Source organism: Corynebacterium sp. HMSC22B11 (assembly GCF_001815965.1).
Classification (GTDB): Bacteria; Actinomycetota; Actinomycetes; order Mycobacteriales; family Mycobacteriaceae; genus Corynebacterium.
The window spans coordinates 66,978-85,198 of sequence record NZ_KV823507.1 but is presented as its reverse complement, the minus strand read 5'-3'; the positions used below and the strand labels follow the sequence as shown (position 1 = coordinate 85,198).

Genomic DNA, 18,221 nt, shown 5'->3' with positions numbered 1-18,221 from the left:
CACTGTGAGGTGTGGAGGTGACTGGTACTAATTGGCCGAAGTGTAACAAACCACACAATTGCCTTTTGGGTTGGTTGTGTGAAGCGCACACAATGTGAACTTCTATGAGGATGAAGTGCTCGCGTCTGTTATGCAGTGTCTGGAATGACACGGCACACCAAGCGCCTGTTGTGGGTGTGGTTGGGTGTGTGTTGTTCTGTTGTGTTTGTCGGTGGTTTTTGCGGTGGGGTCACGCCCGGTCCCTTTCCGAACCCGGAAGCTAAGCCTACCTGCGCTGATGGTACTGCACCTGGGAGGGTGTGGGAGAGTAAGACGCCGCCGGCATTAAACTTTCATAGTGGTGGTGCGACGTGTTGTTGGTTGTTCCCGTTTTGTACGGGTGATGATCGACAGCCCGTCGCACCACCACTTTTTTATTGCCTAAAAACCCCGTCCACCCGGGGTGATATCGTGTGAGCAGTCCACAGAGTCTGTGAAAGAAGGGTTCAATGTCGGAATACCAAAGCCGCGGCGATCGAGGTCACCGTCCCCGCAACCAGCGAGACGGAAACTTCAAGCCCCGCAGGCACCGTAACTCCGACGACAACCGTCGCGGAAACAACCGTGACCGTGACTTTGACCGCGGGGAACGCCGCGGAGGTAACCGTTACCGGGACCGCGACGATCGGCGAGACAACCGCTACCGTGACCGCGATGACCGTCGCGACGGCCGGTACAACGACCGTGACGGCGACCAGCCACGCGGCCGTCGGGGCGGTGGGCGTCCGTACGGCGGGGGCCAGAAGTTCGATCGGGATCGTCGCAAGGGTGGTGACCGGCGGGGCGGGAACTTCAGGAACCGTGGTGGCCAGGCCAATCGAGCACGTCAGTCCGGGCCCCAGCGCTCTGGCTACCGCGAGGAGCGCATCAACGCCCGCATGAAGGAACCCCGCATTCCGGAGGGTGTGGATCCGAAGGACCTCGATCCACAGGTGCGCCAGGAGCTGCGCAGCCTGTCTCGCGATAACGCGGATATGGTCGCCAAGCACCTCATCATGGCCGCCACCCTTCTCGACGAGAACACCGAAAAGGCTCTCGAGCACGCGCGTGCCGCCAAGGACCGTGCTGGCCGCGTGGCAGTAGCCCGCGAAACCAACGGCATCGCTGCCTACCACGCTGGAGAGTGGAAGGAAGCCATCTCTGAACTGCGCGCTGCTCGTCGCATGCAGGGTGGACCAGGTCTGATTGCCGTCCTTGCCGACGCTGAGCGTGCGCTCGGACGACCGGAGAAGGCGCTGGGAGTGGCCGGCGAGTACCGTCCCGAGGAGCTCGACCCGGAGACCCGCGTTGAGCTCGCCATGGTCGTGGCCGGTGCTTACCAGGACCTTGGCCGTCACGAGGAGGCCATCGTCTCCCTCGAGGAGGAACTCGACGCTGCCGACGCTCCAGACGTCACCAAGCTGCGCGTGACCTACGCTTACGCCGATGCGCTCGCACAGGCCGGACGCAAGGCGGATGCCATCCAGTGGTTTACCACCGCCAACGAGTTGGATACCGAAGAGGTCCTCGACTCTGAAAAGCGCATCGCGGAGCTCAATGAGGGTACCGGCGAGAGCAATGGCAACGATGCTGGCGCGGAGAACAGCGAGGAGAAGTAGCCATGCTTGAGCTGCTCAACCGCTACGACACCCTCCTGCTCGACCTCGATGGAACCATCTTCGCCGGGGATAAGCTGATCCCCGGCGCCGTCGAGGGCATTGCTGACCGGGGCAGAGTCTTCGTGACTAATAACGCCTCGCGCAGTCCTGAGGAGGTCGTGGAGCACCTGGGCAGCCTCGGCATTAGTGCAATCCCCTCCGAGGTCCTGACCTCCGCGCAGGCCGCAGCAACGCTGGCAGCCGAAACAATGGCGCAGGAACGCCCCGGTGCAGGCCCGCTTAAGGCGCTCGTCGTGGGCAGCCAGAGCCTCCGCGATCTCACCCAGGAGGCAGGGTTCGAACTCACGGACTCCGCCGACGACTCGCCCGACGTGGTGCTGCAGGGCCACAGCCCGGAGAACAACTGGGCTCGGCTTTCCGAGGCCACGCTCGCCATCACCCGCGGCGCTCGCTACATCGCCAGCAACCTGGATACGACGCTGCCCTCGTCCCGTGGTTTCCTGGTCGGTAACGGGTCCATGGTGGCCGCTGTCGTCAGCGCCACCGGGGTGCGGCCCTTGAGCGCAGGAAAGCCGCAGCCCGCGATGTTCCACGTTGCAGCACGCAAGGCGGGATCCAGTGCGCCACTGGTCGTCGGCGATCGTCTGGACACTGACATCGCCGGTGGGCGTGCCGCCGAGATGGACACCCTGATGGTGCTCACCGGGGTCTCCACCCATTGGGACGTGATCCACACCGAGCACCGGCCGACCCACATCCGCGCCAATCTCAGCGAGGAGCTCGGCGGTTGGACGGCCGAGGTCACCGAGCCGCACACGGTCACTGTTACAGCCGGCGAAAACCCCGCCGACGGACAGGGAACAGACACTAGCTTCGCCACCCCCGAGCAGCTCACCGCTGCGGCAGCACTCGCGGCAGCCGCCCCGCTCGCCTGGGAGCTGCTGGACGCCGGGACCACCCGTGATCAGCTTCGGATTATCGGAAACGATCCACTGGCCGCCGACGCCATCGCAGCATGGCGGGACTAAACTACAGCACTATGCAGCACCCCCAGCCCACACCAGGATCGGCACCGACACCAGGCAGCCACATGCCCGCCCAGGCGGGCGGGCCGACCCCGAACTCGCCGGAGGCACAGGCCGATCACCTCGCCGAGAATATCGACGAGCTGCTCAGCCAGCGGCTGGAGGGCACCGAGGAAGCCGAGATGCTGGAACAAGCCCACAGCCTCATCAGCAAGGCTCTCGGGCAGGGCTAAACCCCCGATGTCGGCGTCCTACAAGGACGCGGAAGACAACCAGCACCGTCGAACCCAGCAGCGGAAGAAGAAGGAAAGCACACAGGTGGCGAAAAAAGGTCAGCGGCTTCAACGCCTCGATGCAGAACTCGTGCGCCGCAAGATCGCACGCTCCCGCGAACAGGCGCAGAAGATGATCAAGGAAGGCCGCGTGCAGGTCAACGGCATGCTCGCCCAGAAGCCCGCGACCGGCGTGAATGCCGAGGTCTCGATCCGGGTCGCGGATTCCGAGGAAGACCATTGGGCCTCGCGCGGGGCGCATAAGCTCCTCGGGGCACTCGCCGCTTTCGAACCGCAGGGGCTGAGCCTGGAAGGCAAACGCGTCCTCGACGCCGGCGCCTCGACCGGTGGTTTTACGGACGTCTCCCTCGATCGCGGTGCCAGCGAGGTGCTCGCGGTGGACGTCGGTTACGGGCAGCTGATCTGGCGGCTACAGAACGACCCCCGCGTCACCGTGATGGACCGCACCAACGTCCGCACGCTGACCCCGGAAGCGATCGGTGGCCCCGCGGACGTCATGGTCGGGGACCTTTCCTTCATCTCCATCAAGTTGGTCCTTCCTGCCATCGCCGAGTGCATGGCCGAGGGCGCGGACCTCCTGCCGATGGTCAAGCCACAGTTCGAGGTGGGCAAGGACCGGCTGGGCTCCGGCGGGGTCGTGCGCTCCCCGGAACTGCGAGCGGAGGTGACCCTCGACGTGGCGCGGGAGGCTTTGAAGTATGGTCTATCAACGAAGGCCGTCGTTGCCTCGCCGCTTCCCGGTCCTAGCGGGAACGTTGAGTATTTCCTCTGGCTTTCCAAAGATGGGGGAAAGCAGGCGCCAACGATGGATACACTTGAGGCCATGGTGTCCACGGCGGTGAAGGAGGGACCACAGTGACGGCTGCCAACGAGGCCCCCAAGCAGGAGGCCGAGAACCAGTCGCCTGGTGAGGAGAAGCAGCGCGAGGTGCTGCTCGTCGCCCATACCGGGGTGCACGAGAACCTGGGCATGGCCGCCGAAGCGGCATCCCAACTCCACGAAGGCGGCATCAACGTCCGCGTGATGGCAACCGCCGATCCAGCTCCCGTGGCCCGCCACGAGATCCTGGGGCGCTTCCCGCGTTTCGGACACACCCGCGAGGCCGCGCAGGGCGTGGAGATGGTGCTCGTCCTCGGCGGCGACGGCACCTTCCTGCGCGCAGCCGATATCGCGCACTCCGCGGACGTGCCCGTGCTGGGCATCAACATGGGCCACATCGGCTTCCTCGCCGAGTGGGAGCAGGAGTCCCTCGCCGAGGCCATCGAGCGTGTCATCGCCCACGATTACCGCGTGGAAGACCGCATGACCCTGTCGATCACCGTCCGCGATATGGATGGCCGCGTGCTCGGCACCGGCTGGGCGCTCAACGAGTGCTCGGTGGAGAACCTGAACCGCCAGGGCGTGCTCGACTCGATTCTCGAGGTCGACGAACGCCCGGTGTCTTCTTTCGGCTGCGACGGTGTCCTGGTATCGACGCCGACGGGCTCGACTGCTTACGCATTCTCCGCCGGTGGCCCGGTGCTGTGGCCCGAGCTGGATGCAATCCTGGTGGTCCCGTCTAATGCCCATACGCTGTTCTCCCGCCCGCTGGTCGTGTCCCCGAATTCCTCCGTCGCCGTGGAGACGAACCCGGAGACCTCGCCGGCTACCGCGGTGATGGATGGCTTCCGTCAGATTCACATGCCGCCGGGGGCGCGCGTGGAGATCCGCCGTGGCCCGCAGTCCGTGCGCTGGGTGCGCTTGGATCAGGCGCCGTTCACGGACCGCCTGGTGCACAAGTTCCGCCTGCCGATCACCGGCTGGCGCGGCCCACGCCACTAGTCCACTAACGCCCCGCACCCCGACGACCGGGAGTCCCCAAGACCTCAAGAAGCGACTTTTCTGGAATGCTCCACGACCTACACATCACCAACCTCGGTGTGATCGAAGAAGCCACCGCCGAGTTCGCCAGCGGACTGACTGTCGTCACCGGTGAAACGGGTGCCGGCAAAACGATGGTGGTCAGCAGCCTGCGTTTGCTCTCCGGGCACCGAGCGGATGCCTCGAAGGTGCGCGCCGGTTCGGAGCGTGCCAGCGTGGAGGGGGTCTTTTCCCACGATGACCCGGCAGTTCAGGAACGCGTCGAGGAGATCGTCTCTGAGTTCGGGGGCTACTCTGACGAGGGGGAATACATCGCCTCCCGGACGGTGTCCGCGTCCGGGCGTTCCCGGGCGCACCTCGCTGGAAAAACGGTCGCCGCGGGCGTGCTGGGGCAGTTCGCCGCGGAGGTCATCACCATCCACGGGCAGAACGACCAGCTGCGCCTGAAGGATTCCACGAAGCAGCTGGCCGCGATCGATGAATTCGCGGGGCTGACGGGCCAGGCCACCGAGTTCGCCGCGCTGCGACGCGAGTGGCTGGCTGCGGCGAAGGAGCTGGAAACCCGCACGAAGGATCGCCGGGAGCTGGCCCTGGAGGCCGAGACCCTGCAACGCGCCCTGGAGGTCATCGACGAGATTGACCCGGAGCCGGGTGAGGACGAGTTCCTCAAGTCCCGCATCTCTCGCCTGCAGGACGCCAGCGACGTCCGTTCCTCCCTGCAGCGCGCCATCTCCTTCATCGATGGCGGTGAGGAGCTGGGCGAGGGGGAGTTGTCCAGCGGAGCCAATGATCTGCTTGGCCAGGCGCAGTCCGAACTGCAGGGCGGGGACGCGAAGTTGGCGGAACTTGCCGAGCGCATCGGGGAGGTCAGCTCCCTGCTCTCGGATATTGCACTGGACCTGGGCCAAGAGCTGGTGGATATTCCCGATCCCGAAGAGCTGGAGGAGCTGCTGGAGCGCCAGCAGGAACTCCGCCAGCTGCGCCGTTTCGCGGTGGACGTGGATGGTGCGATCGCCTGGCGCGACGAGGCTCGCGAGAAGCTCGCCAAGCTCGACGTCTCCGACGATGCACTGGCGGAGCTCGCCAAGCAGGTCGCGGAGAAGGAAGCCGCGATGCTGAAGGTCGGCCGCAAGCTCTCCGCCGCGCGTGAGAAAGCAGCCAAGGACTTCGGCAAGGCGGTCACCGAGGAGATCTCGGGGCTGCACATGCACGCCAGCGTTGACGTGGATCTCAAGCGGGTGGACCCGAACCCGCAGGGCTTCGACGAGTGCGAGTTCCAGCTGGTGCAGGGTGGGCACCGCACCGCGCTGGGCTCGAGTGCCTCCGGCGGTGAGCTTTCCCGCATCATGCTCGCCATTGAGGTGATCCTGGCCAGCAGCGGGCGGACGATGGTCTTCGACGAGGTCGACGCGGGCGTGGGCGGCAAGGCCGCGGTGGAGATCGGCCGCCGTCTGGCCGCGCTTGCCCGCGAAAACCAGGTGATCGTCGTGACCCACCTGCCACAGGTCGCTGCATTTGCGGACGCCCACATCTACGTGGATAAGACCGCCAGCTCCACCACCGTCTCCTCGAGCGTGCGCACCCTCAGCGAGGAGGAGCGGGTGGCGGAGCTCGCCCGCATGCTCGCGGGCCTGGAGTCCGACACGGGCAGAGCCCACGCCGAGGAGCTCATGGCGATGGCCGTGGAGGCGAAGAAGCGCTAAAACATCGGCGCGCCTAACCGAGAATCCAGCGGTTAAGCAGCAAAATGGTACGCATGATGTTTTCCCGATCAGAAAAACCTGGCATTACCGGGGCTACCCGGAACCTCACCGGCCCCAAAGCTTGGTCTAAGACGAAGATCTCCGAGGGGGATATCGTCGTCATTTCTGCTCCGGATATTAACCGCGCCACCGCGCAGCGTTTCATCGACGCCGGCGTGGCCGGGGTGGTCAATACCGCCCAGTTCACCACGGGGCAGGTGCCGAACTTCGGCCCGCAGATGCTGCTCGACGCCGGCATCCAGCTCGTGGAGAACGTGGATCCGGAGATCACCGAGAAGGTCAAGAACGGCAAGAAGGGGCGCCTGGAGGGCGGGCACCTCTACTACGGCGACCGCTCCCTCGGCAGCGGCGCGCCCCTCGAGCTGGACGAGTCGATGCAGCGCTTCGATGACGCCCGCTCGGCCCTCGGCGATCACCTCGACGCCCTGGCTGGCAATACCGCGGAGCTCGCCCGCTCCGAGTCCCCACTGCTGATCGACGGCCTGGGCATCCCGGACGTCGACGTGGACATGGTGGACCGCAAGGTCATGGTGATCAGCCCGCTGCCGGATTTGAAGGACCAGCTGCGCGACCTGCGCTTCTTCCTGCGCGAGTACGACCCGATCATCGTCGCGATCGAGTCCGCCGCTGACGAACTGCTGGAGCTGGGCTACCGCCCGGCCGTCATCGTCGGTAACCCGGAAAACATCGGTTCCGAATCGCTGCGTTCCGGCGCGACCGTCGTCCTTCCCGCCGAGGCGGACGGCTACGCGCAGGGCCTGGAGCGTATCCAGGACCTCGGCGTCGGCGCGATGACCTTCCCGGCGGCGACGAAGAACCCGACCGACCTGGCGCTGCTGCTGGCCGACTACCACGGCGCGTCGATGGTGGTTCACCTCGGCGAGAAGTGGGACCTGGATCGCGTCTTTTCTGAGACGGAATCTGAGGACACCCCGTCTGCTCTGCTGTCCCGCCTGCGCGTTGGTCCGAAGTTCGTGCACGCCAGCTCCATCGCCGAGCTTTACCGCGTCTCGAAGTCGGGCTCCGGGTGGCTGTGGGCGCTGATCGGTGTGCTGGCCGCGATCTTGGTGATCATCCTCATCGCCGGCTTCTCTGGCGATGCTGGGTTCGTGGATAACCTGATCGATTCGTGGAATAACCTGGCACTCAGCGTGCAGGGCCTGTTTAAGAACTAGGGAGTCGCTCGTGAGTAAGTCTGGAACGATTGCCGGCCTCGGCTTCGGCATTGCCCTTGGCGTACTGGGCGGGGTTTACGTGCTGGCCCCGAACGTTCCGGGGGCTGCCGGTGGTGCGGGGACGAGCGCCCAGGAGCTCACCGCTGCCCGCGAGGACGCCGACGCCGCGGATCGTGATGCCCAGGCTTCGGATGACGTCGTCGCGGGGCTGGCTGCGAAGGCTGTGGCCGGTGAGCTGGAGGGGAAGACGGTCGCGCTGATCTCCTTCCCGGACGCCGACCGCGAGACCGTTGATCGACTGCGCTGGCTGGTGGACAAGGCGGGAGCGGAGGTCACCCCGCTGCCGGTGACCGAGGAGATGCTGAACCCTGAGAAAGGCGACAAGCTGAAGTCCGTGGCGGCCAACAGCCTGCCCGCGGGTGCTCAGCTCAGCGAGGAGGTGCTGAGCCCGGGCATGCACACTGGTCAGCTGCTGGGTGCTGCGTTGAGCTCGACGCTGCCGAAGGCTGAGAAGCCCGCGGAGGGCGAGCAGAACCGCGATCGCGGTGAGGGGCGCCAGGGTGCGCGTGAGGGCAACCGCGGCGGGGGAACCGCGAGCGCCTCGGACCGGGCCGTCGTCTTCGGTGCACTGGAGAAAAACGGGGTGCTGAAGAAGCCCGCAGACCTTGGCGACGAGGGAGTGGACCTGGCCCTGATCGTGACCAACAAGGGCGTGACCGCCGATGAGTCGGGTTACGGCGCGCAGTTCATCGCTGATTTCGCCGCCGGCCTGGATAGTCAGATGCCGGGCGCGGTGTTGGTGGGCGAGTCCGGCAGTGCGGATAAGAAGGCCGTGCTGGGCATCGTGCGCAACGAGCGGGCTTATGCCGAGAAGCTGTCCACGGTGGACAACGTCCAGCGCAGCGCGGGCCGCATCACCGCGGTGCGCGCGCTGAAGGAACAGGCTGGCGGGGACGCTGGCCACTACGGCGCGGCGACCAACGCCAAGGCCGCCACCGTCGGTAAGAACTAGGCGCAGGCGGCGTCGGTGACGGCGGACGCGCAGGAGGCGAACCTGCAGCACCGGGAACGGTGGCTGCGGCACCTCCGATTGGAGCGGAACCTCTCCCGCAACACGCTGGATAGCTACCGTCGGGACACGGACCGTTACCTGGCGTGGCTGGGCGCGCGCAGCGTGACCGAGCTGAATACGGGGGATATCGAGTCCTTCATGGCCTCGCTGGCCAAAGGGGAGGGGCTGGCGGCCTCCACGCGTGCACGAATTCTTGCGGCGGTGCGGAACTTCCACCGCTTCCTGACTGGCGAAGGTGTCACCGAAGGGGACGTCGCGGACGACGTCGCGCGCCCCGGTCAGGCGGCGAGCATCCCGAAGGCGCTCAGCATCGCCGAGGTAACCGCGATCCTGGAATCCTGCCCGAACGACGACGCCGCGTCGCTTATCCAGATCCGCGACCGCGCGTTGCTGGAGATGCTGTACTCCACCGGCGCGCGCGTCAGCGAGCTGCTGGGGCTGGACGTGGACGACGTGGACCCGACCGAGAAGCTCATCATCGTCCGGGGCAAGGGTTCGAAGGAACGGGTCGTCCCGGTGGGGGATCCGGCGCTGGATGCGTTGCAGCACTACCTGGTGCGGGTCCGCCCAGCGTTCAACAAGAAGGGCTCGGCGGCGCTGTTTCTGAATCGCAATGGCGGGCGGATGGGGCGGCAATCGGCGTTCAACATGGTCTCCTCGGTCAGCGAGAAGGCCGGGGTGGCCGGGGTCAGCCCGCACAGCTTCCGGCACTCCTTCGCCACGCACCTGTTGGAGGGCGGGGCGGATATCCGTGTGGTGCAGGAGCTGCTCGGCCACAGCAATGTGGTGACCACCCAGATCTATACGAAGGTGAGCCCGGACCACCTGCGGGAGGCGTGGTCGGAGAGCCATCCGCGCTCGAACTAGAGACCTTTCAAGGCTTAAGCCTTGCCTAGTATCAACCTCGGCTTTGAACTCAGCTGACCTGCCCGAAAAGCCTGCGAAAAATGGGGTAGAGGGAATTGCACCGGCGTAATCTACGCGTAATCTATGTGTAGTGGGAGCGCCAAGCGCGCTCTGAAATGACCGTTAGACAAGGGAGAGGGCTTGACAGTGCAGAGCTCCGACGCGCTTTTCGATAAGCCCGAGCAGGAACTCGGGCTCACGGGGCGCCCCATGCGCCCGCTGCCAGATCCGGAGCCGCTGTCCTCTCATGGGCCTGCGACCATCATCGCCATGTGTAATCAGAAGGGTGGGGTCGGCAAGACCACCTCGACGATCAACATGGGTGCTGCACTCGCGGAGTTCGGCCGCAAGGTCCTCCTCGTCGACCTCGACCCGCAGGGCGCGCTGTCTGCCGGCCTGGGGATCAGCCACGAGGAGCTGGACGTCACCGTCCACAACCTCCTCGTTGATAATTCCTCCTCCATTTTCGACGCCATCCTGCCCAGCGGCGTCGAGAACCTCGACCTGGTGCCCGCGAACATCGACCTCTCCGCTGCGGAGATCCAGCTCGTCAACGAGGTCGGCCGCGAGCAGGCGCTCGCGCGTGCCCTGCGCCCGGTGATGAAGGACTATGACTTCATCATCATCGACTGCCAGCCTTCGCTCGGCCTGCTCACCGTCAACGCGCTCTCCTGCGCGGATTCCGTGATGATCCCGGTGGAGTCCGAGTACTTCTCCCTGCGCGGCCTCGCGCTGCTGATGGACACGGTGGAGAAGGTGCGTGACCGCCTCAACTTCAAGCTCGAAGTCCTGGGCATCCTGGTGACCATGTTCGATCGCCGCACCCTGCATGCCCGCGAGGTCATGGAGCGCCTCGTTGAGGCATTCGGGGACAAGGTCTTCGACTCGGTCATCACCCGCACCGTCCGCTTCCCGGAGACCTCCGTGGCCGGCGAGCCGATCAGCACGTGGGCCCCGAAGTCCTCCGGTGCGATCCAGTACCGCAACCTCGCGGCGGAGGTCATCCAGCGCGTCGCCGAGCAGCACTAGGCCACGCCCCGCGCCGGTCAGCGTGGTGGCAGAAAAGTAGGTTCGCGTGACAGATCCCCAGCAACCGGAACTCACGGGGTTCCGGGTCGCGCTCGCGAACTTCGACGGCCCCTTCGACCTGCTGCTTCAGCTGATTCACTCACACAAGCTGGACATCACGGAGATCGCGCTCGCCGAGGTCACCGACGAGTTCATCGCCTACACCCGGGGCCTGTCCCAGTCCGCTGAGGACCTGGATGAGGTCACGGAGTTCCTGCTCGTCGCTTCCACATTGCTGGATTTGAAGGCCGCCCGCCTGGTTCCTCGCGGCGAGGTCGACGACGAGGCCGACCTCGAGCTGCTGGAGTCCCGCGACCTCCTGTTCGCCCGCCTGCTGCAGTACAAGGCCTATAAGCAAGTCGCAGACCTCTTCGCCGAGTGGCAGCGGGGTGCGGCCCGCAGCTACCCGGTGGCGCTCTCTCTGGAGGACCGCTACTCCAACCTGCTGCCACCGGTGGAGATTAAGCACACGAAGGAGAGCTTCGCGGAGCTGGCCGCCCATGTCTTCCGGCCCCGCCCGGAGGGGGTGCAGACCGGCCACGTCCACGCGCCTGCGGTCTCGGTGCCGAAGCAGGCCGGCAAGATCCTCAACACGCTGAAGATCGCTGGGGAGAATAAGTGGGTGAACTTCGACTCGCTGATTAGTGATGCGGAGGAATCCATCGTGGTGGTGGGCCGCTTCCTCGCTCTGCTGGAGCTGTACAAGGCCCGCGCGATCGGGGTGGAGCAGCCCATGCCGCTCGAGGAGATGCTCGTCGCCTGGACCGGCCTGGACGTGGATCCGCAGGTCGTCGCTGCATCGAACTGGGACTAGCGCCCGCAGAGCCGTAAGCGGAGTTTAGGAGAAGGAGAGGTCTGGACCATGAGTGAAAAACACCTGCACCTGCCCGCAGTGTCCCAGCTGCGCAGCCGGGTGGAGTCCCTGCTGCTGGTCTCCGACGAGCCCGTGGCCGCCGAGGAGCTCGCCGAGGCCTGCAGCGTTGATGCCTCCCAGGTCGAGGACGTGCTGCGCCAGATCGCCGAGGAGTTCGACGCCCGTGGTTCCGGTTTCGACCTGCGGGAGCGCGAGGGGCTGTGGCGCCTGTACACCAGGCCCGAGAACTCGGATGTGGTGGAGGCGAAGATCCTCCAAGGCACCCAACAGCGCCTGTCTCGGGCAGCGTTGGAGACCCTTGCCGTGGTTGCGTATCGCCAGCCGGTGACCCGCTCCCAGGTCGCGGCGGTACGTGGGGTGAACTGCGATGGCGTGATGCGGACCCTGGCCCTGCGCGGCCTGATCCGCCAGGTTGAGGTGGCAGCCGAGGGGGAGGAAGACACCGCTGCCGCAGGACCGGGTGGCGCCCACCTGTACGAGACCACCGATCTGCTGCTGGAGCAGCTGGGCATCGAGTCGCTCGACGAGCTGCCGGACTTGGCCCCGCTGCTGCCGGATGTGGAATCGATCGAATCCGATTACTGATCTAGACTGGGCTGCGTACCTCAAAGACTTTGAGCAAATAAGGACATAATTTGAATACACCCGCTCGCCGAGATGGCATACCGGAAAAGAACGCTGCGAAGCCAGGCGGCGCCGAGACCTTCGTCCCGAAGGCCAAGCCGGCCCGCCACCAGCACGTCACAAAGTCAGAGCAGAAGGCCGCCCCAGCTGCGGAGGATAAGGTCCGCCTGCAGAAGGTCCTGGCAGCCGCCGGCGTGGCCAGCCGCCGCATGAGCGAGAAGCTCATCGCCGCGGGCCGCGTCGAGGTCAACGGCAAGGTCGTGGACCGGATGGGCGTGCGCATCGACCCGAATAAGGACGTCGTCCGCGTCGACGGGGTGCGCGTCCAGGTCAACGACGAGATGCACTACTACATCTTCAACAAGCCGCGCGGCGTCCAGTCCACGATGAGCGACGACATGGGCCGTCCGTCGGTGGGCAACTTCATCGACGAGCGCCTCAAGCAGGGCCAGGGCCTGTTCCACGTCGGCCGCCTGGACGCCCAGACCGAGGGCCTGCTGCTGCTCACCAACGACGGTGAGCTCGCCAACCGCCTCATGCACCCCAGCTACGAGGTCTCCAAGACCTACATGGCCACCGTGCTGGGCGAGGCGAAGAAGGGCCTGGTTCACGAGCTGAAGAAGGGCATCGAGCTGGACGACGGCATTGCCAAGGCCGATGACGTCCAGATCGTGGACGTCTGGCAGGGCAAGTCCCTGATCAAGCTGGAGCTGCACGAGGGCCGCAAGCACATCGTGCGTCGCATGCTGAAGGCCGCGGGCTTCCCGGTTCAGGCACTGGTGCGCACCAAGATCCATACGGTGCAGCTCGGCGACCAGAAGCCGGGTAGCGTGCGCGCGCTGAACCGTTCGGAACTGACCAGCCTGTACAAGGCCGTGGGCCTGTAAGCCGGGAGGATGTGAAGGATGACTACTGATATGAACGCTGATTTCTCCCAGCTCGCGCTGATCGACAACCTCGAGGAGGGCGGGTTCCTGCTGGCCATCGACGGCCCGTCCGGCACCGGCAAGTCCACCGTCTCCCGCCGCATCGCCCAGTACGCCGGCGCGCGTTATCTGGACACGGGTGCGATGTACCGCGTCGCGACCCTGCACGTGCTGAAGACCGGCATCGATCCGGCCGACCCGGCTGCGGCCGAGGTCATCATCGAGGCGACCTCCCAGCTGCCGCTCCAGGTCAACGAGGATCCTCAGTCCACCGAGGTCCTTCTGGACGGGGAGGACGTCTCCGCGGACATCCGTGGTCCGGAGGTCACCGCGCACGTCTCCGCGGTCGCCGCGATCCCGGAGGTCCGCACCAACCTGGTGCAGCTGCAGCGCGACCTTGCTGCTGCCGCTGGTCGCTGCGTGGTCGAGGGGCGAGACATCGGTACGGTCGTGCTCCCGGACGCCCCGGTGAAGGTGTACATGACCGCCAGCGCTGAAGTGCGCGCGCAGCGCCGCTTCGACCAGGACACCGCCGCTGGCCGCGAGGTCACCTTCGAGGCAGTCCTGGCTGACGTCCAGCGCCGCGACGAGGCAGACTCCACCCGCGAGACCTCCCCTTTGCGCCCGGCAGAGGATGCCACCATGCTCGACACCGGCGAGATGAGCATCGATGAGGTCATCGAGGCGATCGCCGGCCTGATCGAGGATTCGGACCTGGACTCCGCTATCCCAGCCGACGGCGCGGAGAGCACCGGTGGTCTGGTGTTCCGCACGGTTGAGGGGGACGTCGTCCCTGCTGATGGGGACGCGCCGGTGCAGGAAGAATCCGAGGAGGACCTGGAGAACTGGGACCCCGAAAACTGGGACGGCGAGACCTGGGAGGTCGACCCCGAGCAGCTGGGTGAGCACTACCTGCAGGCGGAGGAATTCGACCTGCTGGAATCCGACGAGGAGGACACCGACTGGGAGTCCATCGAGGAAGCCTTCGGAATCGCCGATGAGCTCGAGGCGCAGAAGGAAGCGCTGTGCACGGTGGCGATCGTCGGTCGACCGAATGTGGGTAAGTCCACGCTGGTCAACCGCTTCATCGGGCGCCGCGAGGCCGTGGTGGAGGACTTCCCGGGTGTGACCCGCGACCGCATCTCCTACCTAGGTGACTGGGGCGGGCGCCGCTTCTGGGTGCAGGACACCGGCGGCTGGGACCCGGATGCCAAGGGCATCCACGCCGCAATCGCCCGCCAGGCGGAGACCGCGATGGCCACGGCAGATGCGATCGTCTTCGTGGTGGACACGAAGGTCGGCATCACCGAGACCGACGAGGTCATCGCGCGCAAGCTGCAGCGCTCCGACGTGCCGGTGATCGTGGTGGCCAATAAGTTTGAGTCCGATACGCAGTACGCGGACATGGCGGAGTTCTGGGCACTCGGCCTGGACAACCCATATCCGGTGTCCGCGCTGCACGGGCGTGGCGCTGCAGACGTGCTGGACAAGCTGCTGGAGGTCTTCCCGGAGAAGCCACGCGAGCTCTCTGTGGTGTCGGGCCCGCGCCGTGTGGCGCTGGTGGGGCGGCCGAACGTGGGTAAGTCCTCGCTGCTGAACAAGATCTCCGGCGAGCAGCGTTCGGTGGTGGATAACGTCGCGGGCACCACGGTGGACCCGGTGGACTCCATCGTCGAGCTGGAGGAGCGCACCTGGCGCTTCGTGGATACCGCCGGTATCCGCAAGAAGGTGAAGAACGCGGTGGGGCACGAGTACTACGCCTCGCTGCGCACCCGTGCTGCGATTGATGCCAGTGAGGTCGTGGTGTTCCTGGTGGACGCCTCCGAGCCCATCGCGGAGCAGGATCAGCGCGTGCTGCGGATGATTCTGGACGCCGGTAAGGCACTGGTCGTGGCGTTCAACAAGTGGGACCTGGTGGACGAGGACCGCCGGGAGCTGCTGGAACGCGAAATCGACCTGCAGCTTTCGCACGTGCCGTGGGCCCGCCGGGTGAACATCTCCGCCAAGACCGGCCGTGCCCTGCAGAAGCTGGAGCCCGCGATGATGGAGGCTCTGGAGAGCTGGGATCAGCGCATCCCGACCGGCCAGCTAAACACCTGGCTGCGTGCGGTGATCGCGGAGACCCCGCCGCCGATGCGGGGTGGCCGCCTGCCGCGCGTGCTCTTCGCCACGCAGGCCTCGTCTCGCCCGCCGGTGATCGTGCTGTTCACCACGGGCTTCCTGGAGCACGGCTACCGCCGCTTCCTGGAGCGCAAGCTGCGCGAGACTTTCGGCTTCGAGGGCTCCCCGGTTCGCATCGCGATCCGCATCCGGGAGAAGAAAAAGAAGCGCTAGCGGAAGCGACCTCGCGCGTTAGCGCAGCACGAGCACCCAGATTGCGATGTGGTGCAGAAGCGCTGCCACGATGGTGGCAGCGTGGAAGACCTCGTGGAAGCCGAACCAACGAGGGGAGGGGTTCGGCCACTGCTTGGCGTAGATCACCGCACCGAGCGAGTAGACCAGCCCGCCGAGCAGCATCAACAGGCTCACAGCGACCCCAAGTTGCTGGTAGTAGCCCACGGCGCCGATAGCTGCCAGCCAACCGAGCGTGAGGTAGGTGGCGGCGTCGAGCCACCGCGGGTGGTCGATCCACACCAGGTTCAGCACGACCGCGGCCAGCGCGGCGAGCCAGCACACCGCCAAGATCCACAATCCGCCGGTGTTAAACCAGGCCCAGCCGGTGAACCACCGCGCGCCGAATGCGGCGACCGTTACCGGCCCATAGGTGCCGGCAATGAAGATCGCGATCATGGCGTGGTCGGCCCGCCGCCAGCTGTTGACCGCCGCCGCGGAGCGCCACGGAACCCGGTGATAGAGGGCGCTTACACTCAGCATCCCGGCCAGGCACAGCGCGTAGAGGGCGGTGGTCAGGGACATCCAGGAGATGCCGAATTTCGCCAGCGCCACGATTGTGAGGGCGGTGCCCATCCCGCCAAAGTACCACGCGGCGGCGGTGTGTAACCGCCCTCGCATGTAGGGCCTGGGGCCTCGGTCGAAGACCGGGCGGGGACGTCGCTTCGTGAGTACCTGATTCTGCACGAAGCTCAGTGTAGTCCCATTTTTGCCGCTAAAACAGTCCGGCGATCGTGCCGTCCTCGGCGACATCGATTTGCTCTGCTGCGGGGCGCTTCGGCAGCCCCGGCATCGTCATCACCTGCCCGGTCAGCGCCACGACGAAGCCCGCGCCCAGGCGTGGAGCCAACTCGCGGACGTGCAGCACGTGGCCTTCCGGCGCACCCAGCTCGGCCGGGTCATCGGAGAAGCTGTACTGCGTCTTGGAGATGCACACCGGCAGCTTGTCCCAGCCGTGCTCGGCGAGGAACTGTAGATCCTTCTTGGCCTTGGCGGAGAACTCCACGCCACTAGCGCCGTAGATGCGGGTCGCGATGGTCTCGATGGACTCGGCCAGGCCCTCCGCCGGGTCGTAGAGCTGCTGGGAACCAGCCTGCGGGGCATCGCCGGACTCGATGACCTCGAGCACCTGCTCGGCCAGCTCGGTGGCACCGGCGCCGCCCTCGGCCCAGACGGTGGACTCGGCCAGACGCACGCCCAGCTTCTCAGCCCACTCGGCGACGTGCGCGCGCTCGGCGTCGGTGTCGGAGGTGAAGAGGTTCAGCGCGACGACCGGGGTGGTGCCGAACTTCTCCATGTTCTTCACGTGGCGCTCGAGGTTCTTCAGTCCCTCGTCCAGGGCGGCCAGGTTTTCGCTGTTCAGGTCCTCCTTTGCGACGCCGCCGTTGTACTTCAGGGAGCGGATGGTCGCGACGACGACGGCTGCGTCCACGTCGATGCCGCCCTCGCGAGCCTTGATGTCGAAGAACTTCTCCGCGCCGAGGTCGGAGCCGAAACCGGCCTCCGTGACGACGATGTCCCCGAGGCGGCGGGCGGTCTGGGTGGCGATGAGGCTGTTGCAACCGTGCGCGATATTGGCGAACGGGCCGCCGTGGATCAGCGCCGGGGTGCCGCCGAGTGTCTGCACGAGGTTGGGGTTCAGCGCGTCGCGCAGCAGGGCGGTGAGCGCACCTTCGACCTGCAGGTCGCCTACCGTGACCGGTCCGCCACTATAGGTCTGGCCGATCACGATGTTGGCGAGCTTGGCCTTCAGATCCGCCAGGTCCGTGGCGAGGCAGAGGATGGCCATCATTTCACTGGCGGCGGTGATGTCGAAGCCCGCTTCGCGTGGGGTGCCGTGGGCCGGACCACCGAGGCCGGTGACGATGGAACGCAGGCTGCGGTCGTTGACGTCCATGCAGCGGCGCCAGGTGACCCGGCGCGGGTCAATGCCGAGCTCGTTGCCCTGCTGGATGTGGTTGTCGATGAGGGCGGCGAGGGTGTTGTTCGCGGCGGTGAGGGCGTGCATGTCGCCGGTGAGGTGGAGGTTAATGTCCTCCATCGGGACGATCTGTGCGTAACCGCCGCCGGCCGCGCCACCCTTGATGCCCATGACTGGGCCCTGCGATGGTTCGCGGATCGCAACGATGGTGTTGTGCCCTGCGGTACGCAGGGCGTCGGCCAGTCCGATGAGGGTGGTGGACTTGCCTTCGCCCGCGGGGGTGGGGGACATGGCGGTCACGAGGACGGTGCGGCCCAGGGGCTTGTCCCATACGTCGGTGGTGCGCAGGGCGGGGACGTCCACCTTGGCCTTAGTGGTGCCGTAGGGGATGAGTGCTTCGGCGGGGATTCCGGCGCGCTCGGCGATGTCCGCGATGGGCTCGAGGGTGTGAGCCTGTGCGATGTCGACGTCGCTGGGCTGGGGCTTGGTGCTTGCACTGGAGTTAGTCATATTTCCAGAATAAGCAAGGAGCGCAGCGCGTGCCGACCGACTGCCTCATCTCCAGCGGTTTTCGGGACTACGGCGCCCAGGATCCGGAGTACGGCGACGGGCCGGGCCTGGAGTACGGCCGCCCCGTCATCTTCGATAACGGCGAGGTCATCGAGGGGATGCGCTAGGCGAAGCGA

Annotated in this window: 17 protein-coding genes and 1 rRNA gene; 16 read left to right on the top strand and 2 right to left on the bottom strand. The window is 66.0% G+C overall.

Annotated elements, in window-relative coordinates:
* The first annotated feature begins 207 nt into the window (after positions 1–207).
* The 15 genes from rrf (at position 208) to der (ending at position 15,557) form a co-directional block, all read left to right on the top strand.
* Positions 208–324 (top strand): 5S ribosomal RNA (gene rrf, locus HMPREF3088_RS07550).
* Positions 325–488: 164 nt separating this feature from the next.
* A complete protein-coding gene (locus tag HMPREF3088_RS07545; RefSeq protein WP_070759153.1) occupies positions 489–1,637 on the top strand; it encodes a tetratricopeptide repeat protein in 1,149 nt (382 codons plus the stop codon).
* Between the two features lie 2 nt (positions 1,638–1,639).
* On the top strand, positions 1,640–2,665 hold the full coding sequence (locus HMPREF3088_RS07540) for an HAD-IIA family hydrolase (protein WP_070759152.1): 1,026 nt from the start codon (positions 1,640–1,642) through the stop codon (positions 2,663–2,665).
* A gap of 11 nt (positions 2,666–2,676) precedes the next feature.
* Positions 2,677–2,895: a hypothetical protein gene (locus HMPREF3088_RS07535; protein ID WP_246818112.1), complete on the top strand. Its 219-nt coding sequence runs from the start codon at positions 2,677–2,679 to the stop codon at positions 2,893–2,895.
* 85 nt (positions 2,896–2,980) lie between these two features.
* Positions 2,981–3,814, top strand: a complete 834-nt coding sequence (locus HMPREF3088_RS07530) for a TlyA family RNA methyltransferase (protein WP_083317361.1) — start codon at positions 2,981–2,983, stop codon at positions 3,812–3,814.
* Positions 3,811–4,776, top strand: coding sequence for an NAD kinase (locus HMPREF3088_RS07525; RefSeq protein WP_012360344.1), 966 nt, complete (start codon positions 3,811–3,813; stop codon positions 4,774–4,776). The genes HMPREF3088_RS07530 and HMPREF3088_RS07525 overlap by 4 nt, the downstream gene beginning before the upstream one ends.
* A 65-nt stretch (positions 4,777–4,841) precedes the next feature.
* Complete coding sequence (gene recN, locus HMPREF3088_RS07520; RefSeq protein WP_070759150.1) at positions 4,842–6,518, top strand: DNA repair protein RecN; 1,677 nt, start codon at positions 4,842–4,844, stop codon at positions 6,516–6,518.
* Between the two features lie 44 nt (positions 6,519–6,562).
* Positions 6,563–7,753, top strand: coding sequence for a putative cytokinetic ring protein SteA (gene steA, locus HMPREF3088_RS07515; protein WP_070759149.1), 1,191 nt, complete (start codon positions 6,563–6,565; stop codon positions 7,751–7,753).
* A 10-nt stretch (positions 7,754–7,763) separates the two neighbouring features.
* Positions 7,764–8,765, top strand: coding sequence for a copper transporter (locus HMPREF3088_RS07510; RefSeq protein WP_070759148.1), 1,002 nt, complete (start codon positions 7,764–7,766; stop codon positions 8,763–8,765).
* Positions 8,766–8,780: 15 nt separating this feature from the next.
* Positions 8,781–9,692 carry a site-specific tyrosine recombinase XerD gene (gene xerD, locus HMPREF3088_RS07505; protein WP_012360340.1) on the top strand — a complete coding sequence of 304 codons (912 nt, stop codon included), beginning with the start codon at positions 8,781–8,783 and terminating at the stop codon, positions 9,690–9,692.
* Positions 9,693–9,941: 249 nt separating this feature from the next.
* Positions 9,942–10,760 carry a ParA family protein gene (locus HMPREF3088_RS07500; RefSeq protein ID WP_173362353.1) on the top strand — a complete coding sequence of 273 codons (819 nt, stop codon included), beginning with the start codon at positions 9,942–9,944 and terminating at the stop codon, positions 10,758–10,760.
* A 46-nt stretch (positions 10,761–10,806) separates the two neighbouring features.
* Positions 10,807–11,613: a segregation and condensation protein A gene (locus HMPREF3088_RS07495; protein ID WP_070759147.1), complete on the top strand. Its 807-nt coding sequence runs from the start codon at positions 10,807–10,809 to the stop codon at positions 11,611–11,613.
* 48 nt (positions 11,614–11,661) lie between these two features.
* A complete protein-coding gene (scpB, locus tag HMPREF3088_RS07490; protein ID WP_070759146.1) occupies positions 11,662–12,258 on the top strand; it encodes an SMC-Scp complex subunit ScpB in 597 nt (198 codons plus the stop codon).
* A gap of 77 nt (positions 12,259–12,335) precedes the next feature.
* Positions 12,336–13,184, top strand: a complete 849-nt coding sequence (locus HMPREF3088_RS07485; RefSeq protein ID WP_246818113.1) for a pseudouridine synthase — start codon at positions 12,336–12,338, stop codon at positions 13,182–13,184.
* A gap of 18 nt (positions 13,185–13,202) precedes the next feature.
* Entirely contained in the window at positions 13,203–15,557 is a 2,355-nt protein-coding gene (der, locus tag HMPREF3088_RS07480; RefSeq protein ID WP_070759144.1) for a bifunctional cytidylate kinase/GTPase Der, read from the top strand.
* Between the two features lie 18 nt (positions 15,558–15,575).
* On the opposite strand, the gene HMPREF3088_RS07475 is transcribed toward der, so the two are convergent.
* Together HMPREF3088_RS07475 and HMPREF3088_RS07470 are read right to left on the bottom strand one after the other, a co-directional pair.
* Positions 15,576–16,235, bottom strand: a complete 660-nt coding sequence (locus tag HMPREF3088_RS07475) for a PAQR family membrane homeostasis protein TrhA (RefSeq protein ID WP_173362352.1) — start codon at positions 16,233–16,235, stop codon at positions 15,576–15,578.
* Positions 16,236–16,329: 94 nt separating this feature from the next.
* A complete protein-coding gene (locus tag HMPREF3088_RS07470; RefSeq protein WP_070759143.1) occupies positions 16,330–18,045 on the bottom strand; it encodes a formate--tetrahydrofolate ligase in 1,716 nt (571 codons plus the stop codon).
* Between the two features lie 29 nt (positions 18,046–18,074).
* Here HMPREF3088_RS07470 and HMPREF3088_RS10505 point away from each other — a divergent pair, with 29 nt between their 5' ends.
* Complete coding sequence (locus tag HMPREF3088_RS10505) at positions 18,075–18,212, top strand: hypothetical protein (protein WP_168167046.1); 138 nt, start codon at positions 18,075–18,077, stop codon at positions 18,210–18,212.
* Positions 18,213–18,221 lie beyond the last annotated feature (9 nt).

What these genes read in the sequence shown, in the direction of transcription:
- HMPREF3088_RS07475 (WP_173362352.1), bottom strand. Translation starts at nt 16,235, where the DNA reads ATGCGAGGGCGGTTACACACCGCCGCCGCGTGGTACTTTGGCGGGATG.
- HMPREF3088_RS07470 (WP_070759143.1), bottom strand. Translation starts at nt 18,045, where the DNA reads ATGACTAACTCCAGTGCAAGCACCAAGCCCCAGCCCAGCGACGTCGAC.
- steA (WP_070759149.1), top strand. Translation starts at nt 6,563, where the DNA reads ATGGTACGCATGATGTTTTCCCGATCAGAAAAACCTGGCATTACCGGG.
- recN (WP_070759150.1), top strand. Translation starts at nt 4,842, where the DNA reads ATGCTCCACGACCTACACATCACCAACCTCGGTGTGATCGAAGAAGCC.
- HMPREF3088_RS07545 (WP_070759153.1), top strand. Translation starts at nt 489, where the DNA reads ATGTCGGAATACCAAAGCCGCGGCGATCGAGGTCACCGTCCCCGCAAC.
- der (WP_070759144.1), top strand. Translation starts at nt 13,203, where the DNA reads ATGACTACTGATATGAACGCTGATTTCTCCCAGCTCGCGCTGATCGAC.
- HMPREF3088_RS07500 (WP_173362353.1), top strand. Translation starts at nt 9,942, where the DNA reads ATGCGCCCGCTGCCAGATCCGGAGCCGCTGTCCTCTCATGGGCCTGCG.
- scpB (WP_070759146.1), top strand. Translation starts at nt 11,662, where the DNA reads ATGAGTGAAAAACACCTGCACCTGCCCGCAGTGTCCCAGCTGCGCAGC.
- HMPREF3088_RS07535 (WP_246818112.1), top strand. Translation starts at nt 2,677, where the DNA reads ATGCAGCACCCCCAGCCCACACCAGGATCGGCACCGACACCAGGCAGC.
- HMPREF3088_RS07540 (WP_070759152.1), top strand. Translation starts at nt 1,640, where the DNA reads ATGCTTGAGCTGCTCAACCGCTACGACACCCTCCTGCTCGACCTCGAT.